Here is a 17,198-nt window from a genome sequence, read left to right as displayed (position 1 = left end):
CGAGCCGCGCCCCGAGCGCGGCGCCGTCGCCTCCTGTCGTGCCGCCGCTCGCGCGCGGCGTGCCGTCGCGGCCCACCGCGCCGTTGCCGGCCGCCCTCAGGCGGCGGCCCCCACGCCGTTGCGCTCCGCCACGAGCGCGACGATCGCGTGCATGATCCGGTCGAGCTCGAAGTCCTTCGGGGTGAACACGGCGGCGACGCCGGCCGCCTTGAGCTCCGGGATGTCCGCGGTGGGGATGATGCCGCCGACGACGACCGGGATGTCCGCGCCATCGAGCGCGGCGATCACGTCCGGGATCAGCTCGCGGTGGGAGCCGCTCAGGATCGAGAGGCCGATCACGTGCACGCCCTCGTCGACGGCGGAGCGGGCGATCTGGGCCGGGGTCAGCCGGATGCCCTCGTAGACGACGTCCATGCCCGCGTCCCGCGCGCGCACCGCGATCTGCTCGGCGCCGTTGGAGTGGCCGTCCAGGCCGGGTTTGCCGACGAGGATTTTGATCGTGCGTCCCAAAGCCTCGGACACTCGAGCGACCTCGTCGCGCAGCGCCTCGTCGGCGGCGGGGGAAGCAGCCTCGCCCACGCCGGTCGGCGCGCGGTAACTCCCGAAGACCTCGCGCAGCGCGCCCGCCCACTCGCCCGTGGTCACGCCCGCGCGGGCGGCGGCCAGCGTGGCGGGCAGGATGTTCTCGTCGCTCGCGGCGACGCGGCGCAGCTCGTCCAGCGCACCGGTCACGTCGCCGCGCGCCGCTCGCCACGAAGCCAGCGCTTCTCGCGTCTCGGCCTCCACACCCGGATCGACCACGAGGATCCCGCCGTCCTCGCCAACCATGGGGGAGGGCTCGGTCTCGACGAACCGGTTCACGCCCACCAGCACCTGCTCGCCCGACTCGATGCGCGCGATCCGCGCCCGGTGCGACTCGACCAGCGCGGCCTTCATGTACGGCACGGCCTCGACCGCGCCGCCACGCTCTTCCACGCGCGCGAGCTCCTCACGCGCGCCGTCCAGCAGCTCTCCCACCAGCCCGTCCATGACGACGGAGCCCTCGAACAGGTCGGGGTACTCGAGCAGGTCGGTCTCGAACGCCAGCACCTGCTGGATGCGCAAAGCCCACTGCTGGTCCCACGGCCGCGGCAGCCCGAGCGCCTCGTTCCAGGCGGGAAGCTGGACCGCACGCGCCCGGGCGTTGCGCCCCAGGGTCACCGCGAGCGCCTCCAGCACGATCCGCTGCACGTTGTTCTCGGGCTGGGACTCGGTCAGCCCCAGCGAGTTGACCTGCACGCCGTAGCGGAAGCGCAGCGCCTTCTGATCATCCACCCCGTAGCGCGACCGCCCCAGCTCCTCCCAGAGCACGGACATCGCGCGCAGCTTCGCGTGCTCCTCGACGAACCGCACGCCGGCGTTGACGAAGAACGAGATCCGCCCGAACACCGCGGGCATGCGCGAAGCCGGCACCCGCTCGGCCACCGCGTCCAGCACCGCGCACGCCGTGGCCATCGCGAAGGCGACCTCCTGCACGGGCGTCGCGCCCGCCTCCTGCAGGTGGTACGAGCAGATGTTGACCGGGTTCCAGCGCGGGACGTGCTCGACCGCGTACGCGACCATGTCCGCGATCAGCCGCATCGACGGCTCCGGCGGGAACGCGTATGTCCCGCGCGAGAGGTACTCCTTGATGATGTCGTTCTGCGTCGTGCCGGACAGGGCGGACTCGTCCACGCCCTGCTCCTCGGCGGCGACCACGTACAGCGCGAACAGCCACGCGGCAGTGGCGTTGATCGTCATCGACGTGTTCATGTCGCCGAGCGGGATGCCGTCCATCAGCGCCGCCATGTCCCCGCGGTGCGAGATCGGCACGCCGACCTTGCCGACCTCACCGCGCGCGAGCTCGTGGTCGGCGTCGTAGCCGGTCTGCGTCGGCAGGTCGAACGCTACGGAGAGCCCGGTCTGCCCCTTGGCGAGGTTGCGCCGGTACAGCTCATTGGACCTGGCCGCCGTGGAGTGGCCCGCGTAGGTGCGCATCATCCACGGCCGGTCGCGCTCGGGGAGGCGATGCGTCATGCACCCACGATATTGACCCGCGAGTCAGCGAGGGGGAGCTTCGTCACGCAGCGCGGCGGTACGCGACCGTGCGCACGATCCCCCACTTGCCGTCCTCGCGCACGGCGAGCAGGTCCGGGCCTTCCTCGCCACCCGAGTCGCCGACGGTGGAGATCCGCGCGCGGTCGCCGTCGAGCGTGACCACGCCGGCGCGCCAGTCGCCGGTGCCCTTGCGCTGGGCCGCGGTGAAGTTGAACGCCTTCGGGCACGAACCGAACTTGCGCTCGAAGTGCTTCTGCTCGGACGGCGTGAGCAGCTCGCACGCGGCCTTGGAGTCGTCGTCGGCGACAGCCTTCCAGTAATCCGTGGCGAGCTGCATGATCTCGACGCGGTCACTCGTCGCCGTGGTGGTCGGCGACGGGGTGGGCGTGGCCGAGGCGGACGCGGTCGCGGCGGCGGGCGCCGCACCGGCCGACGGCGCAGGGTCCTCGCCACCGCAACCGACGACCAGCACCGCGACGATCCGGACACAGGAGGGCAGGAGGCGCATGACGCCCTAGTGCCCTGAATCTCCACTATTCGATCAATCCGCGGCGCATGCCCTCGGCCACCGCGGCCGCCCGATCACTCACCTCGAGCCGCTCGTAGAGCCGCTGCAGGTGCGTCTTGATCGTCGACGGCGACAGATGGAGCTGCGCGGCGATCTGCGGCGCGGAGAGCCCGTCGGCGAGGAACTTGAGCACCTCGGCCTCGCGCGGGGAGAGCACGGTCTGCGTGCGTTCGCGCCGGTCGCGCACCTCGCGCATGAGCGCCGCCTGCACGGACGGCGCGAGGACCGTCTCGCCCTGGGAGATGCGGATCAGCGCGTCACCGATCTGCTCGGGCATCGCGTCCTTCTCCAGGACGCCCGCCGCGCCGGCCTCGATCAGGTTGTAGGACTTTGTCGGGTCCAGGCTGCCGGAGACGAACAGCACGCGGCATGCCAGGCCTTCGCGGTTGATCGCGTTCAGCACGTCCAGGCCGTCGAGGTCGGGCATCTCGACGTCAAGGACCGCGAGATCGGGGCGCATGTCCAGCGCGGCGGCGATCGCCTCACGCCCCGTGCGGGCCTGACCGATGAGCTCCAGCTCCTGCCGCGCGTTCACGCTGTGCGCGATGGCGAACAGGAACAGCGGATGGTCGTCCGCGATGAGGACGCGCAATGGATCCCTCATGCTCAACCATTACATACACATCAGTTGAATCTTCAAAACCACTATCAGCTTCGAACCGGTTCCGTGAGGTTCCCCCGATCGGGGGAACCGGGGATCCCCCGCAACTCTCTCCGGCAGGGCCATCGACCCGCCGGCGGCGCGGGCCGATCCCCAAACCATGATCAAGCTGCTCTCCCTACGCCTCATGCTTTCGGCCGTGGCGGTCGGCGGCATCATGTCCGTCGGCGCCTACGGCACGTACTCGTCGTGGACCGACACCACTTCGGCCCAGGCGTCCACGCTCAAGGCCGGCACGGTCAAGCTGACCAACAGCGACACGGGCTCCACCTCGCTCTTCGCGCTCACCGGCCTGCTTCCCGGCTTCAGCACCACCAAGTGCATCAACGTCACCAACGCCGGTGACGTGCCGCTCACCAACGTCGGCCTCTCCGGCACCGGCACGGGCCAGCTCGTCTCCGCGCTGAGCGTGAAGATCGACCGCGGCACCGACGCCGTCGGCGGCACGAGCGGCTCCTGCACGGGCTTCAGCGAGGTCGACGCCGGCATCGTCGACGGCCTGTTCTCCGCGCTGCCCTCCGTGGGCAGCCCGCTGGTGGACAGCAGCACGTGGGCTCCGGGCGTGACCAAGAGCTTCCGCGTGAAGGTCTCGTTCGCGGCCAACGCCGCGGCTGCCCTGCAGGGCAAGACCGCCGATCTCGGCCTCACCTGGACCGCGACTTCCTAGTTCCCCAAGCTGATGAAGCGCACCGCCGTCCACCTCCGCCGGCTCTGGTCCTTCGCGTCCTGGGTCGGGACGGCGGTGCTCTTCATCGTTCTCGGCGGCCTGCTGGTCGCGCGCGTCACGCACGTCGTCCCGCTGGTCGAGCAGACCGAGTCGATGTCGCCGCGGCTGATGCCCGGCGACCTGCTGCTGGTCAAGCACGTGCCCGCCGCGGCCGTCGCGCCGGGCGACATCGTCACCTTCGCCCACCCCTCGCACCCCGGCCGCACGCTCACCCACCGCGTGCGCAAGATCGAGTCCAAGGCCGGGCTGCTCCAGTTCGAGACCCGGGGCGACGCCAGCCACGCGTCCGAGCACTGGGCGATCCAGCCGAGCGGGCAGATCGGCACGCTCGCCTTCCACGTCCCGGACGCCGGCCGCGTGACGCGCCCGATCAACGACCCGAAGCTGCGCAGCCTCCTGATCCTGCTGATCTCGGTCGCGAGCTCGATCGGCATCGTGATGCGGATCTGGCGCCGGGTCCCGAAGACCGAGCCCAAGCTCCCGCGCCTGTCCGGGTTCGTCCCCGCCCGCGAGTACCGATGAGCCGCCGCCGCACGATCCTGTTCGCGACCGTCGTCGGCTTCCTCGCCGGCGCCGCGAGCGCGACCGCGGCCTGGACGGCCAACACGACCGCGACCGGCACATTGACCGCCGCGCTCGAGTTCCCGCCCCTCACCGTCACGATCCCGACGATCGTCGGCGTCGCACAGGACGGCCAGACGCTGAAGGTCGATCTCGGCACCTACAGCCCCGCCGCGACCTCCGCCACGTACGAGTGGCTGCGCTGCGACAGCGCGGGCGCGAACTGCACCGCGATCGGCACGTCGGCCACGCAGCTGCTCGCGCTCGCGGACATCACCAAGACGATCCGCGTCCGCGTCACGCCCAAGAACGGCGCGATGCCCGGTCCGGCGGTGCTGTCGGAGGCGACCACGCCCACGAACGCGATCATCGGCGGCGCGCCCACGCTCGCCCTGGTCGCGAGCCCGCTGCCGGCCATCAGCGGCACGCTCGCGGTCGGCCAGCTGCTGACCGCGAACGACGGCCAGTGGCTGAGCCTGCTCGGCATCGGCTCGCGCCAGTGGCTGCGCTGTGACGACGTCGGCGCGAGCTGCGCGGACATCGCCGGCGCCACCGGCATCTGGTACACGCCCGTCGCCGCGGACCGAGGCAAGCGCCTGCGCCTGCGGGTGACGGCCACCGGCGTGCTCGGCCTGGGCGGCAAGAACGTCGCCACCTCGCTCGCGACCGAGAAGGTGACCTGATGGCCGACATCCTCGTGGTCGAGGACGCGCCCGAGTACTCGATGGCGCTCAAGCTCCTGCTCGAGCGCGCCGGGCATGACGTCCGCACCGCCGGCGACGGGCTCGCCGCGCTCGACGCGTTCCACGCCGCGGCCGCCGACCTGGTCGTGCTCGACCTCGGCCTGCCGCTGCTCGGCGGCTGGGAGACGCTCGAGCGCCTGCGCGACGTCAGCGACGTGCCGGTGATGATCCTCAGCGCCACCAACGACGAGCTGGAGAAGGTCCGCGGCCTGCAGTCCGGCGCCGACGACTACCAGGTCAAGCCGTTCTCCACCCCGGAGTTCCTCGCGCGCTGCGCCGCGCTGCTGCGCCGCACCCGCACCGAGACGCGCGCGGCGGCCTACGAGGACGGCTACGTGCGCGTGGACTTCGCCGCCCGCGCCGTCACCCTCGCCGACGGCAGCGCCGTGGAGCTGACCGCGACGGAGTTCCGGCTGCTCGCCACGCTCGTCCGCCAGCCGGGCGAGGTGCTCACGCACTCGGATCTGCTGCGCCTCGTGTGGCGCGACGCCGTCGGCACCAAGGACCAGGTCAAGACCTACGTCCGCTACCTGCGCCGCAAGCTGCCCGAGCTCCCGGTGGAGTCGGTGCGCGGCGTGGGCTACATCTTCAGCGCTTCGCCAGCTTGACGACGAGGCGCAGCGAGGCGCCGCGGACCGTCGTGACCAGCGCGACCGACTTGCTCTTCTTCTTGAGCGTGACCGGCACCGTGACGCTCGTCTTGGTGCCCGCGTTGAGGTTGTAGCTGATCGAGCGCTTGTTGCCGACGGCCGCGAGCTTGCCGTTGCAGCCGGCCTTGCCGCTGCAGCTGAGCTTGACCACGATCGCCTTCGAGCCCTTCTTCTTGGCGGTCGTCGCGACCTTCAGCGTGCCCGCCGGCGTCGGGGCGACGGCCGTCGTGGAGGCGGTCGTGGGCGTGGGCGCGGTCGGCACGGCGGTCTCGCCATCGCCGGCGGAACCGGTCGGGGCGTCGGCGTTGTCGCTGCGCCCGGTCAGCGCGGCGAGCGCGGCGTAGGCGTTCAGGCGCCCGCCGCTGACGGTCTTGCCCGCGAGCGAGGCGGCCGGCGTGGCGGTGTTGAGCAGCGCGGCCTTCACGCGTGCCACGGTCGCGCCGTGGTCGGCGGCGAAGCCGAGGGCGGCGGCGCCGGCGACGATCGGGGCGGCGATGCTCGTGCCCGACCAGCCGTTGGAGTAGCCGTTGAGGTTGAGCGTCGCGATCCGCACGCCGGGGGCGGCGAGGTCGACGCTGCCGGCGCCGTAGTTGGAGAAGGCGGCGAGCGCGCCGGCCTGGTCGACGGCGCCGACGCAGAGGACGTTCGGGGCGGGATCGGCGCACGGGTAGGCGTTGCCGCCCGCGTCGTCGTCGGCGCCCGCGTTGCCCGCGGCGGCGACGAACAGCGCGTCCGGGTGTGAGCGGATCACGTCGGTGACGGCCTGCGAGGCCGGGCCCGTGATCGAGATGTTGATCACGCGGGCGCCGCGGTCGGCGACGTAGTCCAGCGCGGCGGCGAGGCCCGCAGTGGTGCCGTAGCCGTCGGCGTCGAGCGCGCGGGCCACGATCAGGGAGGAGCTCGGGGCGATGCCCGCGTACTTGACGGTCCCGCTCCAGGCGGCGGAGATGATGCCGGCCGTGGCCGTGCCGTGGCCGTTGCGGTCGGTCGGGTCGCCGTCGCCCTCGACGAAGTCGCAGCCGTGGATGTCGTCGACGCAGCCGTTGCCGTCGTCGTCGACGCCGTTGCCGGGGTCCTCGGCGCCGTTCGTCCACAGCGGCGCGCCGGCGAGGGCCGGATGGGCGAAGTTCACGCCCGAGTCGACGTTGGCGACGAGCACCGACGGCGCGCCGGCGCCGGCCAGGTTCCAGGCGCGCGTGAGCTGGGTCGAGTCGCGCAGGTGCCACTGCTCACCGAAGCTCGGGTTCGGCGGCGTCGCCGTCGCCTGCGTCCGGTAGACCGGCTCCGCGTAGGCCACGCGAGCGGACCGCTCGAACGCCGCGATCGCCTGCTCGGCATCCGCCACGCGCACCACGGTCGGGGTGGAAGCCCCCTCGTAGCGCACGAGCACCTGGCCCGGGACCGTGTCCGCCGCATGGGCGCTGCTCGCGGGGAGCAGCGCCAGCGCCAACGTGAAAATCGCGATCAACCTACCCATGGTTAGGTTGATCGGCCTAACGGTCGTTAGTCCGGACCCCCGTTCGGTGAGAGGACGGGAGGAACTAGCGCACGACGAACGTGCTCGCGCTCTTCAACCCGCCGGAAACCACGACGCGGAGCGCGATCGGGGCACTTCCGGACGGCAGCTTGACGGCGAGTGTGAACGCGCCAGTCCGCTTGTTGAGCTTCAGCCGTCCGTCCAACTTAAGTGCCTTGCCGCCCCCGCGGCAGGCGCCGGCGCCCCGTCCACCGCGGACCTTGACCTTGACCTTCTTGCCCTTCTTGACGCCGGTGAGCGTGCCGTCGAGCTGCGCGAAGGTGCCCGTCACGCTGACCGCGTCGATCACGGTCGCGCGGCTGAGCTTCATCGCCTTCGAGCTCGTCGAGCCGGCGACCGCGGTGTAGCGGGTGGACTTGCGCGCGCTCGCGGCGGGCAGCGCGGCGGTCGTCGCGAAGCGCCCGGTCGCACCGGCGGTCGCGGTGGCGACGACGCGGTTCTTGGCGTCCCGGATCGTGATCGGGGTGCCCGGGGCGAACGCGGTCAGGCCGCTGATCGAGACGGTCTTGCCGGTCGGGCGCACGTCGGTCAGCGCCAGGTTGCCGCCGTAGCAGTCGGTGAGCAGCGAGCCGAACGCGCCCGGGTCGGTGGCCTTGGGCTCGGAGACCGACGTCGGGCCGGCGTCGCCGCCGCCCGTGCCGGTGCCCGTTCCGCCGCCGCCGTCCGTGCCGGTCCCGGTCGTGGAGTCGTCGTCGGACTCGTCGCCGCCCGTGCCGCTGGTGTCGTTGCCGTCACCGTCGGTGCCCGTGCCACGCAGCAGCGTCACGCGGGTGTTCGCGGACGTGGCGGAGTTGCCGGCGAGGTCCGTCTGGCGGACGTGGACCTCGTAGTCGGAGTCCATGTCGGGCAGCGTGATCGTGGCCTCGTCGCCGTTGGCGACGTCGAAGTTGGCCGCCCAGTCGCCGTCCTCCTCGAAGAGCTCGATCCGCGCGAACGCGGCGTCCGCGGCGCGGGTGAAGACGACGTGGCGGGCCCGCACGTTGCGCGGACCGGTGACCGTCGGCGCGCCGCCGGCCTGCGGGGGCTGGCGGTCGAGGACCACGGTCGTGGTCGCCGTCACGGCGCCGTTGCCGGCGGCGTCGAGCTGGCGGACGCGCACGCGGTAGTCGCCGTCGACGTCCGGGAGCGTGATCGCGGCGCTGGGTCCGACGGCGAGCGTCGACCCGAGCGTGTTCCCGGCCTGGTCGAGGATCTCGACCGCGGCGTAGCCGGCGTCGATCGCGCGGGTGAACGAGACGGTGCGCGCGCGGGTGTTCATCGCGCCCGCGACCGTCGGCGCGGGGCCGGCGTTCGGGGGCGTCGTGTCGAGCTCGATCTCGCGCTCGGGCGAGGTCACGACCGTGCCGGCGCCGTCATCCTGGGTCACGGTCACGCGGTAGACGCCATCGACGCTGGGGAGCGTGACCTGCACCTGGTTGTCGGTGCCCGGCACGACCTGCGTCACGACGACGGTCCCCGCGGCGTTCTTGACCTTCACCGTCGCGGTCGCGGTGTTGCCGTCACGCACGAAGCGCACGAGGCGGGCGTAGGAGTTCAGCGCGCCGTTGACGACCGGCGCGGCGCCATGGGAGGGAGCGGTGCGGTCGAGCACGACCTGCGTCGTCGGCGTCAGCGCCTCGTTGCCGGCCACGTCCGCGACCCGCACGCGCACGGCGTACGTGTCGTCGGCGTTCGGCAGCGTGATCGGGGCGGTCGCGCCCGACGGGACCGGAACGGAGTCGACGAGCGCGCCGCTCTTGAGGATCTCGATGGTCGCGGTCACGACGCCCGGGTTGCGGGTGAAGGAGACGGTGCGGTTGCGGTCGTTCATCGCGCCCGCGACGGTCGGCGCGATGCCGGCGGTCGGCGGGGTGCGGTCCAACGTCGTGGCCGTCGGCGCCGTGAGCGAGGCATTGCCGACCACGTCGGTCTGGCGGGCGCGCACGTAGTAGGTGCCGTCGAGATCCGGGAGCGTGATCGACGCGTCGCCGCCGCTGGACGCGGTGGCCGTGGCGACGATGTCGCCGTTGCCGTCGACGACCTCGACCGCGGCGGTCACGGCCGAGCCGTCACGCGTGAAGTGCACGCTGCGGGCGCGCTGGTTGAGCGCGCCGGTGACGGTCGGTGCGCCGCCGGCGGTGGGCGCGGTCTGGTCGAGCGTCAGCGCGTCGCTGAGGACGGAGGCGGTGTTGCCGAAGGCGTCGCGGATCGTCAGCCGCACGCGGTAGGTGCCGTCGCTGGAGCCGAGCTGGACCGACGCGCGGCCGCCCGTGGCCTGCTGCAGGCCGCCGACGGCGTTGCCATTGGCGTCGAGCACCTGGGCCTCGGCGGAGACGACGTCCTCGGGCACGTTGAAGGTGGCGGTGCGGACGACGTCCTTGGAGACGACCGGGAGGACCTTGAAGTTGAGGTTGGTGGTGGCCGGCGGCGTGCGGTCCAGGCCGACGGCGATCGTGGCGCTCGTGGAGTGGCCGCCGGCTGAGTCGCGCACGATGCGGACGCCGTAGAAGCCGTCGGCGTCGGGCAGCGTGATGGCGCGCGTGCCGTCGAGGTCGCCGTCCGGGAACGTCCCGACCACGGCGCCCTGCGCGTCGAGGACCTCGATCGTGACGCCGGTCGTGCCCGGGACGCGGTCGTAGACGACGGTGCGGATCTGCGAGGAGCCGGAGCCGTTGACGGTGGGCGGCGCGTTCATCGGCGTCGCGGGCGCCACGAACGTGCCGTCGGCGGTGCCGAGCGTGCCGTCGGCGTTGATGGCGTACGCGCGGAAGTGGTAGGTCTGGCCGACGGTCAGGCCGCTCAGCGGGATCGTGTAGCTCTCGACGCCGCCGGAGCGCAGCACGACCGAGTTCGAGTTGGTGCCGTACGAGGACGTGGCGCCGTACTGGACCACGACGGCGGTCGGCAGGCCGTTCGTGTTGACCGAGCCGCTCACGGTCACGCCGTTGCTGGTGGAGACGGTGCCCGACAGGTTGGTCGGGTTCTGGAGCGTCGTGAGCTTGAGCGAGACGTCGTCGAGGCCGACGGTGCCGTTCTGGATGATGGTCGCGACGCCGGCGGTGATGCGGACCCGCAGGTCGATCCGGTACGTGCGGCCGGCGGTGAAGGTGCCGGCCGGCACGTCGGCGCTGACCGTGGAGAACGAGGTCGAGTTGGCGAGCGTCGTCGTGGAGACGACGGTGGAGCTCGCGGGCGTGGCGACGTCCGTGATGATCATGCTCAGCTCGGCGTCGCCGCGCAGCGAGTACAGCGCCATCAGCGAGGAGCGGACGGCGACCGACAGCGTCGCCGAGTCGACCTTCGGGGCGACGAAGCTGGGGGAGGACCAGGTGACGCGCGTGTCGTTGGCGACGGTGATGCCGCTCGTCACCTGCGTGCGCAGGTAGCCGTCGCTCGCGCCGCCGGTGCCGCCGGACGCGACGTAGTCGGCGGTGCCGGTCGGGCAGAGGATGCCGACGCAGGTGTTGCCGAACGTGACGGCGCTCGTCCAGCCGCCGGCGGAGGTGGCGAAGGAACGTGCGTCGGTCGCCGCCGGGACCGTGGTGGTGGTAGCGGCCCGAGCGGGGGTGGCTCCGCTCAGGAGGGCCGCGACCGCGATCAGGATGGGGACGAAACGGCGAATCTTCACGATCATGGAGTCGGCGTTTCTTGACCAATCGTTGATCAGACCATGAGGCCAACTTGAGGACGGGTGCTGGTTCCTCCGATCGGACCAATCGTGGGTAGGGTCACGGGCATGCGGGCCATCGATGTACGCCATCAAGGGCGGGAGAAGGTCATCTGCTGCTGGGAGGTCGACGGGGTGCTGATCGACCCCGGACCCGGCGTGACGGAGGAGACGGTGCTGGCGGCGCTGGGCGGCGAGCGCCCGCGCGCGCTGCTGCTCACCCACATCCACTTCGACCACGCGGGCGTGAGCGGCGCGCTCGTGCGGCGCTGGCCCGACCTGCCGGTCTACGTGCACGAGCGCGGCGCGCCGCACATGGTGGACCCGTCGCGGCTGATGGCCTCCGCCGGCCGCCTCTACGGCGGCGACGCGGGACTGCGCGCGCTGTGGGGCGAGATGGTCCCGATCCCCGAGGCGAACCTGCGGGTGCTCAAGGGCGGCGAGACCGGCGTCGAGGGCGCGTTCCGCGTCGAGTACACGCCCGGCCACGCCTCACACCACGTCTGCTACTTCCACGAGCCGTCGCGCTGGGCGTTCGTGGGTGACGTCGGCGGCGCACGGATCCCGCCGCACGAGTTCACCGTCGCGCCGACACCGCCGCCCGACATCGACGTGGAGGCGTGGAAGGCGTCGGTCGCCCTCGTGCGCGCGTGGGATCCCGTCGCGCTGGGCCTCACGCACTTCGGCGAGGCGCCACCGGAGCAGCTGGACCGCGTGCTGGTGGCCCTTGACGCTCAGGTCGAGCTTGAGGCTACGACGGACGAGGCGGGTTTCGTCGCGGCGATGGACGAGCGCGTCCGCGCCGGCTGCGGCGAGGACGCGGACTCGATGCTGCAGGCCACGCCGTTGGACCAGCTCCACATGGGGCTGGCCCGCTGGCGGAAGAAGTTCAGCTAGACGACGTCGCCGTGCATGTCGGCACTGGTCGTGCCCGCGCTGCCGGCGGCGATCTCCTCGCCGTGCTCACGTGAGCCCGAGGCGATGATGTCGGCGAACGTGTAGAGGACCGGCACCTGGTACCAGCCCGAGTGGGCGGTCTTGAAGGCCGTCATCTCCGGGCCGTACCACCACGCCTCGAAGTCCGCCTTGGACTCGAAGGTCGTGGAGTGGTTGAACTTGTACTGGTCGTCCCGGTTGCGGTAGACGATGTAGTCCAGCGCGCCGTAGCGCATCGCGGTCGGCGCGACCTTCGCCACCGCATCTGCGAACTTGTCGCCCCGGAACAGGGTCGCGTACCACGGGATCTGCGCTACTCCGAGTGCCATCTCAGGCTCCAACCTCCGCCCGGATCGCTCCGGGGCCGTCCGCTGTCTTTCCGAGCCCCTCGGACGCCGCGCCCACGAGGATCGCGATCTTTCCGAGATGCTGGTTCTGGTACATGAGCTGATGTGCCTCGGCGACTTGGTCGAAGCCGAGCGTCCTCCAGAGTACGGGACGGACCTTCCCCGCCTCGATCAGCTCGTTCGCGCGGTGGCATTCCCAGGCGTTCGCGAAGTGCGAGCCGATGATCTTCTTCTGGCGCATCCACAGGTAGCGGACGTCGAAATCGAGCGTGTGGCCGGAGGTCGCGCCGCAGATCACGATCGTGCCGAACGGCTTCGCGACGAGCACGCTGGTCGGGAACGTGGCGCGCCCGACGTGCTCGAAGACGATGTCGGGCTCGCCGCCGAGCTTCTCGGCGACGGCCTTGCCGAAGCGCCGTGACTCCTTGAAGCGCGCCTTCTCGGCGTCGTAGTCCTCGTCGCCGGTGCGCATCATGCCCTTGAACTCGTTGCGGTCGATGTAGTCGACCGCGCCGAGCTGCTTGACCAGCTCACCCTTCTCGGGGCTGGAGACGACGCCGACCGCGTCCGCGCCGGAGAGCTTGCAGAGCTGGTGGGCGAACACGCCGAGGCCGCCGGCGCCGCCCCAGATGAGCACGCGGTGCCCTTCCTGCAGGCGCGCCTGGTCGACGAGCATGCGGTACGCGGTGAAGAACGTCAGGCCGTAGGAGGACGCCTCCTCCCACGTGAGGTTCGCGGGCTTGGGCAGCAGCTGCTGGGCCTGCACCTTGCAGAACTGGGCGAACGAGCCCCACGTGGTCTCGTAGCCCCAGATCTGCTGGCTCGGCGCGGCGAGCGGGTCCAGCCCGTGCACCTCCGGGTCCTCGTAGGAGGCCTGGTTGCAGTGCACGACGACCTCGTCGCCCGGCTTCCAGCGCGTGACGCCCTCGCCGACCTTCCACACGATCCCGGACGCGTCCGAGCCGCCGATGTGGTGATCCTCGGTGCGGTACCGGAAGACCGAGATCGGCTTGCCCAGCGCCGCCCAGACGTTGTTGAAGTTCACGCCCGCGGCCATCACCCGCACGATCACCTCGAACGCGGCCGGCTCCGGTACCTCCATCTCCTCCAGCTGGAAGGCCTCGGTCGGCTCGCCCTCGCGCTCGGCGCGGATGACCCACGCCGCCATCGTATTGGGGAGCTCGCCCGGCTCGACGTCGATCGTGGCGATCTTGGAGGTATCGACGGACATGTCGAAACCCTAGTGCGGATCAGAACCAGTCGCGGCGCTTGACCCAGAACAGTGTGAGCAGGATCACCGTCGGGAGCACGAGTGCACCGATCCCGAAGAACAGGAACTTCTCGCGGCTGTCGATGCTGTCCACCAACCAACCGAAGTTCTGGCCGAAGAAGCCGGTGACGACCGTCCACAGCACGAAGATCGTGCCGCCCACGGTGAGGCGCGAGGCGACGGCGTTCAGGCGGTCGGCGTTCGCGTTGTAGTAGGTCTGCGTGAGCGAGATCAGGTCCTCGGTCTGGCGCAGGAACTCGCCCGAGATCTGCGTCAGGTGGTCGCCGACGTCGCGCAGGTAGGGCTTGGAGCTGGTAGCGAAGCCCGGGAGCGTGAGGATCGCGTCGTGCGCGCTGTGGAACTGGTCGCGCTGGGCGACGGCGAGCCGGTGCAGGTTGCGGACGTCCTGCTTGAGGCGGTAGGAGCGCTCCAGGTGCTCCTTGCGCGGGCGCACCAGCACTTCGGCCTCGAGCTGGTCGATCGTCTGCTCCAGCGCGTCGATGACCGGGAAGAACGCGTCGGTGAGCTCGTCGAGAATCCGGTAGACGAGCGCTTCCTCGTCGTGCGTCGGCGCCTTGGCGAGGTCGTCGTGGAGCTCGTCGAGCGCATCGCAGTTGTCGTGGCGGATCGTCGCGATGAAGCCGCCGGAGATGTACAGGTGGACCTCGAGCGGCTCCGCGGGCACGCGGGCGGTGTAGAAGACGAGCAGGAGCTGGCTGTCGTAGGGATCGACCTTCGGCCGCTGCCCGAACTCGATCGTGTCCTCGAGCGCGACCGGGTGCAGGTCGAGCGCCTGGCCGAGCTGCTCGATCTCCTCGCGGCTGGGCATCGAGAGATCGATCCAGAAGAAGTGATCCTCTGCGCGTAGTCGCGCGATGAGGGACTCGTCGACGCTGGTGAGGACGTGCACCCGGTCTAGGGAAGCAGCACGCGGTTCTGGCCCGACGGGCGCGGCGGGCCGACGAACACGCGCGCGGCGCGGATGCCGTCGTCCCTGACGCTCACCGAGTAGCGGCCCTCGCGGGCGTCGATCGTCAACCGGCCGGTGGCCTTGGCCGGGATGATCGGCGTGCTGGCGGTGCGGCCGCCGCGTGTGCCGCCGAGCTCGTCGGTCGCGAACGTCACGCGTTGCGGGCGATCGGACTGGTTGGAGACGATCAGGACGATCTGCCCGGCGCCGACCGTGCGCGGCGAGACGCGGATAACGCCGTCCTGGACGGCGGCGGTCATGTTCACCAGCGGCGCGGGCCGCGGCTCGTTCACGCGCCGGTCGCTTCCACCGCACCCCGCGAGGAGGACCGTGACGGTCGCAAGGCTGACGGCTCGGCGCATGGATTCGGGACGTTACCGTGAGCCGCGGGCGCAAGCGTCATTGCACCGTCCGACCCGTGTCGGATGCTGTCCGGCCCATGTTGGACCTGCCGCTCGCCACCGCTGAGTTCGTCGCCGTCGACACCGAGACGAACGGCCTGAGCGGGGAGAAGTGCGAGCTGACGGAGATCGGCGCCGTGTTGGTGGGCGGCGGCGAGCTGCACGAGGAGTGGGACTCGCTCGTCGGCGTCGCCCAGCCGCTCGGCCGCTACATCCAGCGGTTGACGGGGATCTCGCAGGACATGGTCAACGCCGCGCCCGCGCCCGAGGACGTGCTGCCGCGGCTGGCGACCATGCTGCGCGGGCGGGTGCTCGTCGCCCACAACTCGCGCTTCGACGTGCGTGTGCTGCGCCAGGCGTTCGCGCGCGCCGCGCTGGAATGGCCCGACCCGCCGGTGATCTGCACGGTCCAGATGGCGCGACGGTTCGCGCCGCTGCAGGAGCGCCGCGGGCTCGCGACGCTGGCACGAGCCCTGGGGATCGAGGTCGACGAGGTCCACCGCGCGCTGCCGGACGCACGGACGTGCGCGCAGGTGTTCTGCGCGCTGTTCGGCCGGCTGTGCGCGAACGCGCCGACGATCGGCGACGCGCTCACGGTCCTCGGCGCCAAGAAGGTGCGCAAGCGGCCGGCGTCCGTGCCGCGCCGGCCGCGCGGCGAGCGGCCCCATCTCGCGGGGTTGCCGCACGAGCCGGGCGTGTACGTGTTCCGCGACGCCGACGGCCGGCCGCTGTACGTCGGCAAGTCGGTCGACCTGCGGGTGCGCGCGCGGTCGCACTTCACGTCCGGCGCGGCCTGGACGGCGCAGGCCGAGCACGTGGACCACACGGTGACCGAGTCCGAGCTCGGCGCCCTGCTGTTGGAGGACCGGCTGATCAAGGCCCTGAAGCCGCCGGGGAACGTGCGCGGCAAGGGCGAGCCCGACGGCTACGTCTACATCCGCTGCCGCCTGGACATCCCGTTTCCCATTTTGGAGGTGGCGCGTGAGCCGGCCGTGGGGCACGCGGTGTGCGTCGGCCCGGTACGCGGCCGGGCCGCGGCCGCGGAGCTGGTCGAGCAGCTGAACTCGCTGTTCGGCCTGCGCCACTGCGGACGGTCGATGCCGGCCCGCGCACACCCCTCGGCCTACGGGCAGATGGGGCGGTGCCTGTCGCCGTGCCTGAACGACCTCGATCCGAACGTGTACCGCGAGCGGCTGGACGCGGCGCTGCGGCTGTTCGTGGGCCGCAGCGGCGGCGAGGCGCTGCTGGGGCGGGTGGACGAGCAGATCCGCGAGGCGTCGGCCGCGCAGCGGTACGAGCGGGCGGAGTGGCTCTCGCGGCGGCGCTCTCGTTTGGAGGCGCTGTTGGCTCGGCTCGGCGGTGTCTTGCGCGCCATCCACACTGGTGCGCGGCTCGTGTTGGCGCCGCATCCTTCGTCCGCCGGGCGGGCGGATGCGATCTGGGTTGCCGGGGGCCGCGTGGTGGACTGGGGCGCGGTGGACGGGGCGTCGCTGGTCGAGCGGTCGGCTCGGGCGTTCAAGGCGGCGCCGCCCGTGGGGCGGCTCGGGGGGTGGCTGTCCGCCGATGCGGTGAGTGAGGCACGGCTCGTGGGGGCGTGGGTGGCGTTGAACTCGCCGCCGATGTTGGAGCTCGGGCCGCGCGTCGGTGGAGCTCAGCTCAGTCGGTTCTTGGGTGCGCACGGGGTCGTTCTGCACCGAGGGGAAGGGGAGCGGAGTTTCGCTCCCGTGGCGGGGTAGGAGCGGCTCCGAGCTCCGCGTGGCGGGGAAGAAGCGCCGTGCAGGCCTACCGTCAAGTTACGGTCATCGAAGATCGTCCCTCGGCCGCCCCGCCCGGGCTCGTCGTGACCGGTTTCCGGTCGACGAACGGGCGTGGGGAGGGGGTGTGTCCCGAAACTCCCGCTATGCGGGAGTTTGTGACCACACCCCCTTTGTTCGGAGCGCGGTCCTGCGCGACCTTGGTCGACCGGACGTGGAGCGGACGAAAGCAACCACAACCGCTCCTCGGCTTCTCCGGTGCCCGTAACTTGACGGTATCCCGGCACGCGGGCACGAGGGAACACCGCGCGGAGCCCGAGCGAGCGCCCACCGAAGCCAGCGCGGGCGGCG

At 71.6% G+C, this 17,198-nt stretch carries 15 protein-coding genes; 6 read left to right on the top strand and 9 right to left on the bottom strand.

All coding sequences use genetic code 11. The features are described 5' to 3' along the window. Window positions 1-96: 96 nt before the first annotated feature. Genes OJ997_RS09075 through OJ997_RS09065 form a run of 3 tightly spaced genes read right to left on the bottom strand, consistent with a single transcriptional unit; the run spans window position 97 to window position 3,248 of the window. Complete coding sequence (locus OJ997_RS09075; protein ID WP_270024754.1) at window positions 97-2,055, bottom strand: ethylmalonyl-CoA mutase; 1,959 nt, start codon at window positions 2,053-2,055, stop codon at window positions 97-99. A gap of 43 nt (window positions 2,056-2,098) precedes the next feature. Beyond that, the gene (locus tag OJ997_RS09070) at window positions 2,099-2,584 is read right to left on the bottom strand and encodes a hypothetical protein (RefSeq protein WP_270024753.1); all 486 of its coding nucleotides are present in this window, start codon (window positions 2,582-2,584) and stop codon (window positions 2,099-2,101) included. Window positions 2,585-2,609: 25 nt separating this feature from the next. Next, window positions 2,610-3,248: a response regulator gene (locus OJ997_RS09065; RefSeq protein ID WP_270024752.1), complete on the bottom strand. Its 639-nt coding sequence runs from the start codon at window positions 3,246-3,248 to the stop codon at window positions 2,610-2,612. A gap of 184 nt (window positions 3,249-3,432) precedes the next feature. On the opposite strand from OJ997_RS09065, the gene OJ997_RS09060 reads away from it, so the two are divergent. The 4 genes from OJ997_RS09060 to OJ997_RS09045 are packed head-to-tail and all read left to right on the top strand — an operon-like array spanning window position 3,433 to window position 5,944. Further along, entirely contained in the window at window positions 3,433-3,972 is a 540-nt protein-coding gene (locus OJ997_RS09060) for a hypothetical protein (RefSeq protein WP_270024751.1), read from the top strand. Window positions 3,973-3,984: 12 nt separating this feature from the next. Next, window positions 3,985-4,554, top strand: a complete 570-nt coding sequence (locus OJ997_RS09055) for a signal peptidase I (protein ID WP_270024750.1) — start codon at window positions 3,985-3,987, stop codon at window positions 4,552-4,554. Continuing rightward, window positions 4,551-5,276, top strand: a complete 726-nt coding sequence (locus OJ997_RS09050; protein ID WP_270024749.1) for a hypothetical protein — start codon at window positions 4,551-4,553, stop codon at window positions 5,274-5,276. Before OJ997_RS09055 ends, OJ997_RS09050 begins: the two co-directional genes overlap by 4 nt. Then, window positions 5,276-5,944, top strand: coding sequence for a response regulator transcription factor (locus OJ997_RS09045; protein ID WP_270024748.1), 669 nt, complete (start codon window positions 5,276-5,278; stop codon window positions 5,942-5,944). Before OJ997_RS09050 ends, OJ997_RS09045 begins: the two co-directional genes overlap by 1 nt. Here the strand turns inward: OJ997_RS09045 and OJ997_RS09040 are convergent. Further along, the gene (locus tag OJ997_RS09040) at window positions 5,925-7,454 is read right to left on the bottom strand and encodes a S8 family serine peptidase (protein WP_270024747.1); all 1,530 of its coding nucleotides are present in this window, start codon (window positions 7,452-7,454) and stop codon (window positions 5,925-5,927) included. The genes OJ997_RS09045 and OJ997_RS09040 overlap by 20 nt on opposite strands. A 73-nt stretch (window positions 7,455-7,527) precedes the next feature. Then, the gene (locus tag OJ997_RS09035; protein ID WP_270024746.1) at window positions 7,528-11,130 is read right to left on the bottom strand and encodes a beta strand repeat-containing protein; all 3,603 of its coding nucleotides are present in this window, start codon (window positions 11,128-11,130) and stop codon (window positions 7,528-7,530) included. A 108-nt stretch (window positions 11,131-11,238) separates the two neighbouring features. Between OJ997_RS09035 and OJ997_RS09030 the strand changes: the two genes are divergently transcribed. Beyond that, entirely contained in the window at window positions 11,239-12,066 is an 828-nt protein-coding gene (locus OJ997_RS09030) for an MBL fold metallo-hydrolase (RefSeq protein ID WP_270024745.1), read from the top strand. Here the strand turns inward: OJ997_RS09030 and OJ997_RS09025 are convergent. The 4 genes from OJ997_RS09025 to OJ997_RS09010 are packed head-to-tail and all read right to left on the bottom strand — an operon-like array spanning window position 12,063 to window position 15,054. Beyond that, window positions 12,063-12,434 carry an antibiotic biosynthesis monooxygenase gene (locus OJ997_RS09025; protein ID WP_270024744.1) on the bottom strand — a complete coding sequence of 124 codons (372 nt, stop codon included), beginning with the start codon at window positions 12,432-12,434 and terminating at the stop codon, window positions 12,063-12,065. The two genes, OJ997_RS09030 and OJ997_RS09025, sit on opposite strands and share 4 nt — an antisense overlap. A 1-nt stretch (window position 12,435) precedes the next feature. Next, window positions 12,436-13,683: a crotonyl-CoA carboxylase/reductase gene (gene ccrA, locus OJ997_RS09020; RefSeq protein WP_270024743.1), complete on the bottom strand. Its 1,248-nt coding sequence runs from the start codon at window positions 13,681-13,683 to the stop codon at window positions 12,436-12,438. A gap of 19 nt (window positions 13,684-13,702) precedes the next feature. Continuing rightward, window positions 13,703-14,632: a magnesium transporter CorA family protein gene (locus OJ997_RS09015; protein WP_270024741.1), complete on the bottom strand. Its 930-nt coding sequence runs from the start codon at window positions 14,630-14,632 to the stop codon at window positions 13,703-13,705. A gap of 5 nt (window positions 14,633-14,637) precedes the next feature. Next, window positions 14,638-15,054: a putative periplasmic lipoprotein gene (locus OJ997_RS09010; protein WP_270024740.1), complete on the bottom strand. Its 417-nt coding sequence runs from the start codon at window positions 15,052-15,054 to the stop codon at window positions 14,638-14,640. 77 nt (window positions 15,055-15,131) lie between these two features. Between OJ997_RS09010 and OJ997_RS09005 the strand changes: the two genes are divergently transcribed. Then, on the top strand, window positions 15,132-16,829 hold the full coding sequence (locus tag OJ997_RS09005) for an exonuclease domain-containing protein (RefSeq protein WP_270024739.1): 1,698 nt from the start codon (window positions 15,132-15,134) through the stop codon (window positions 16,827-16,829). The last annotated feature ends 369 nt before the right edge of the window (window positions 16,830-17,198 follow it).

Source organism: Solirubrobacter phytolaccae, from assembly GCF_027587195.1.
Lineage (GTDB): Bacteria > Actinomycetota > Thermoleophilia > Solirubrobacterales > Solirubrobacteraceae > Solirubrobacter > Solirubrobacter phytolaccae.
This window is presented reverse-complemented; position numbering and strand designations above follow the sequence as displayed.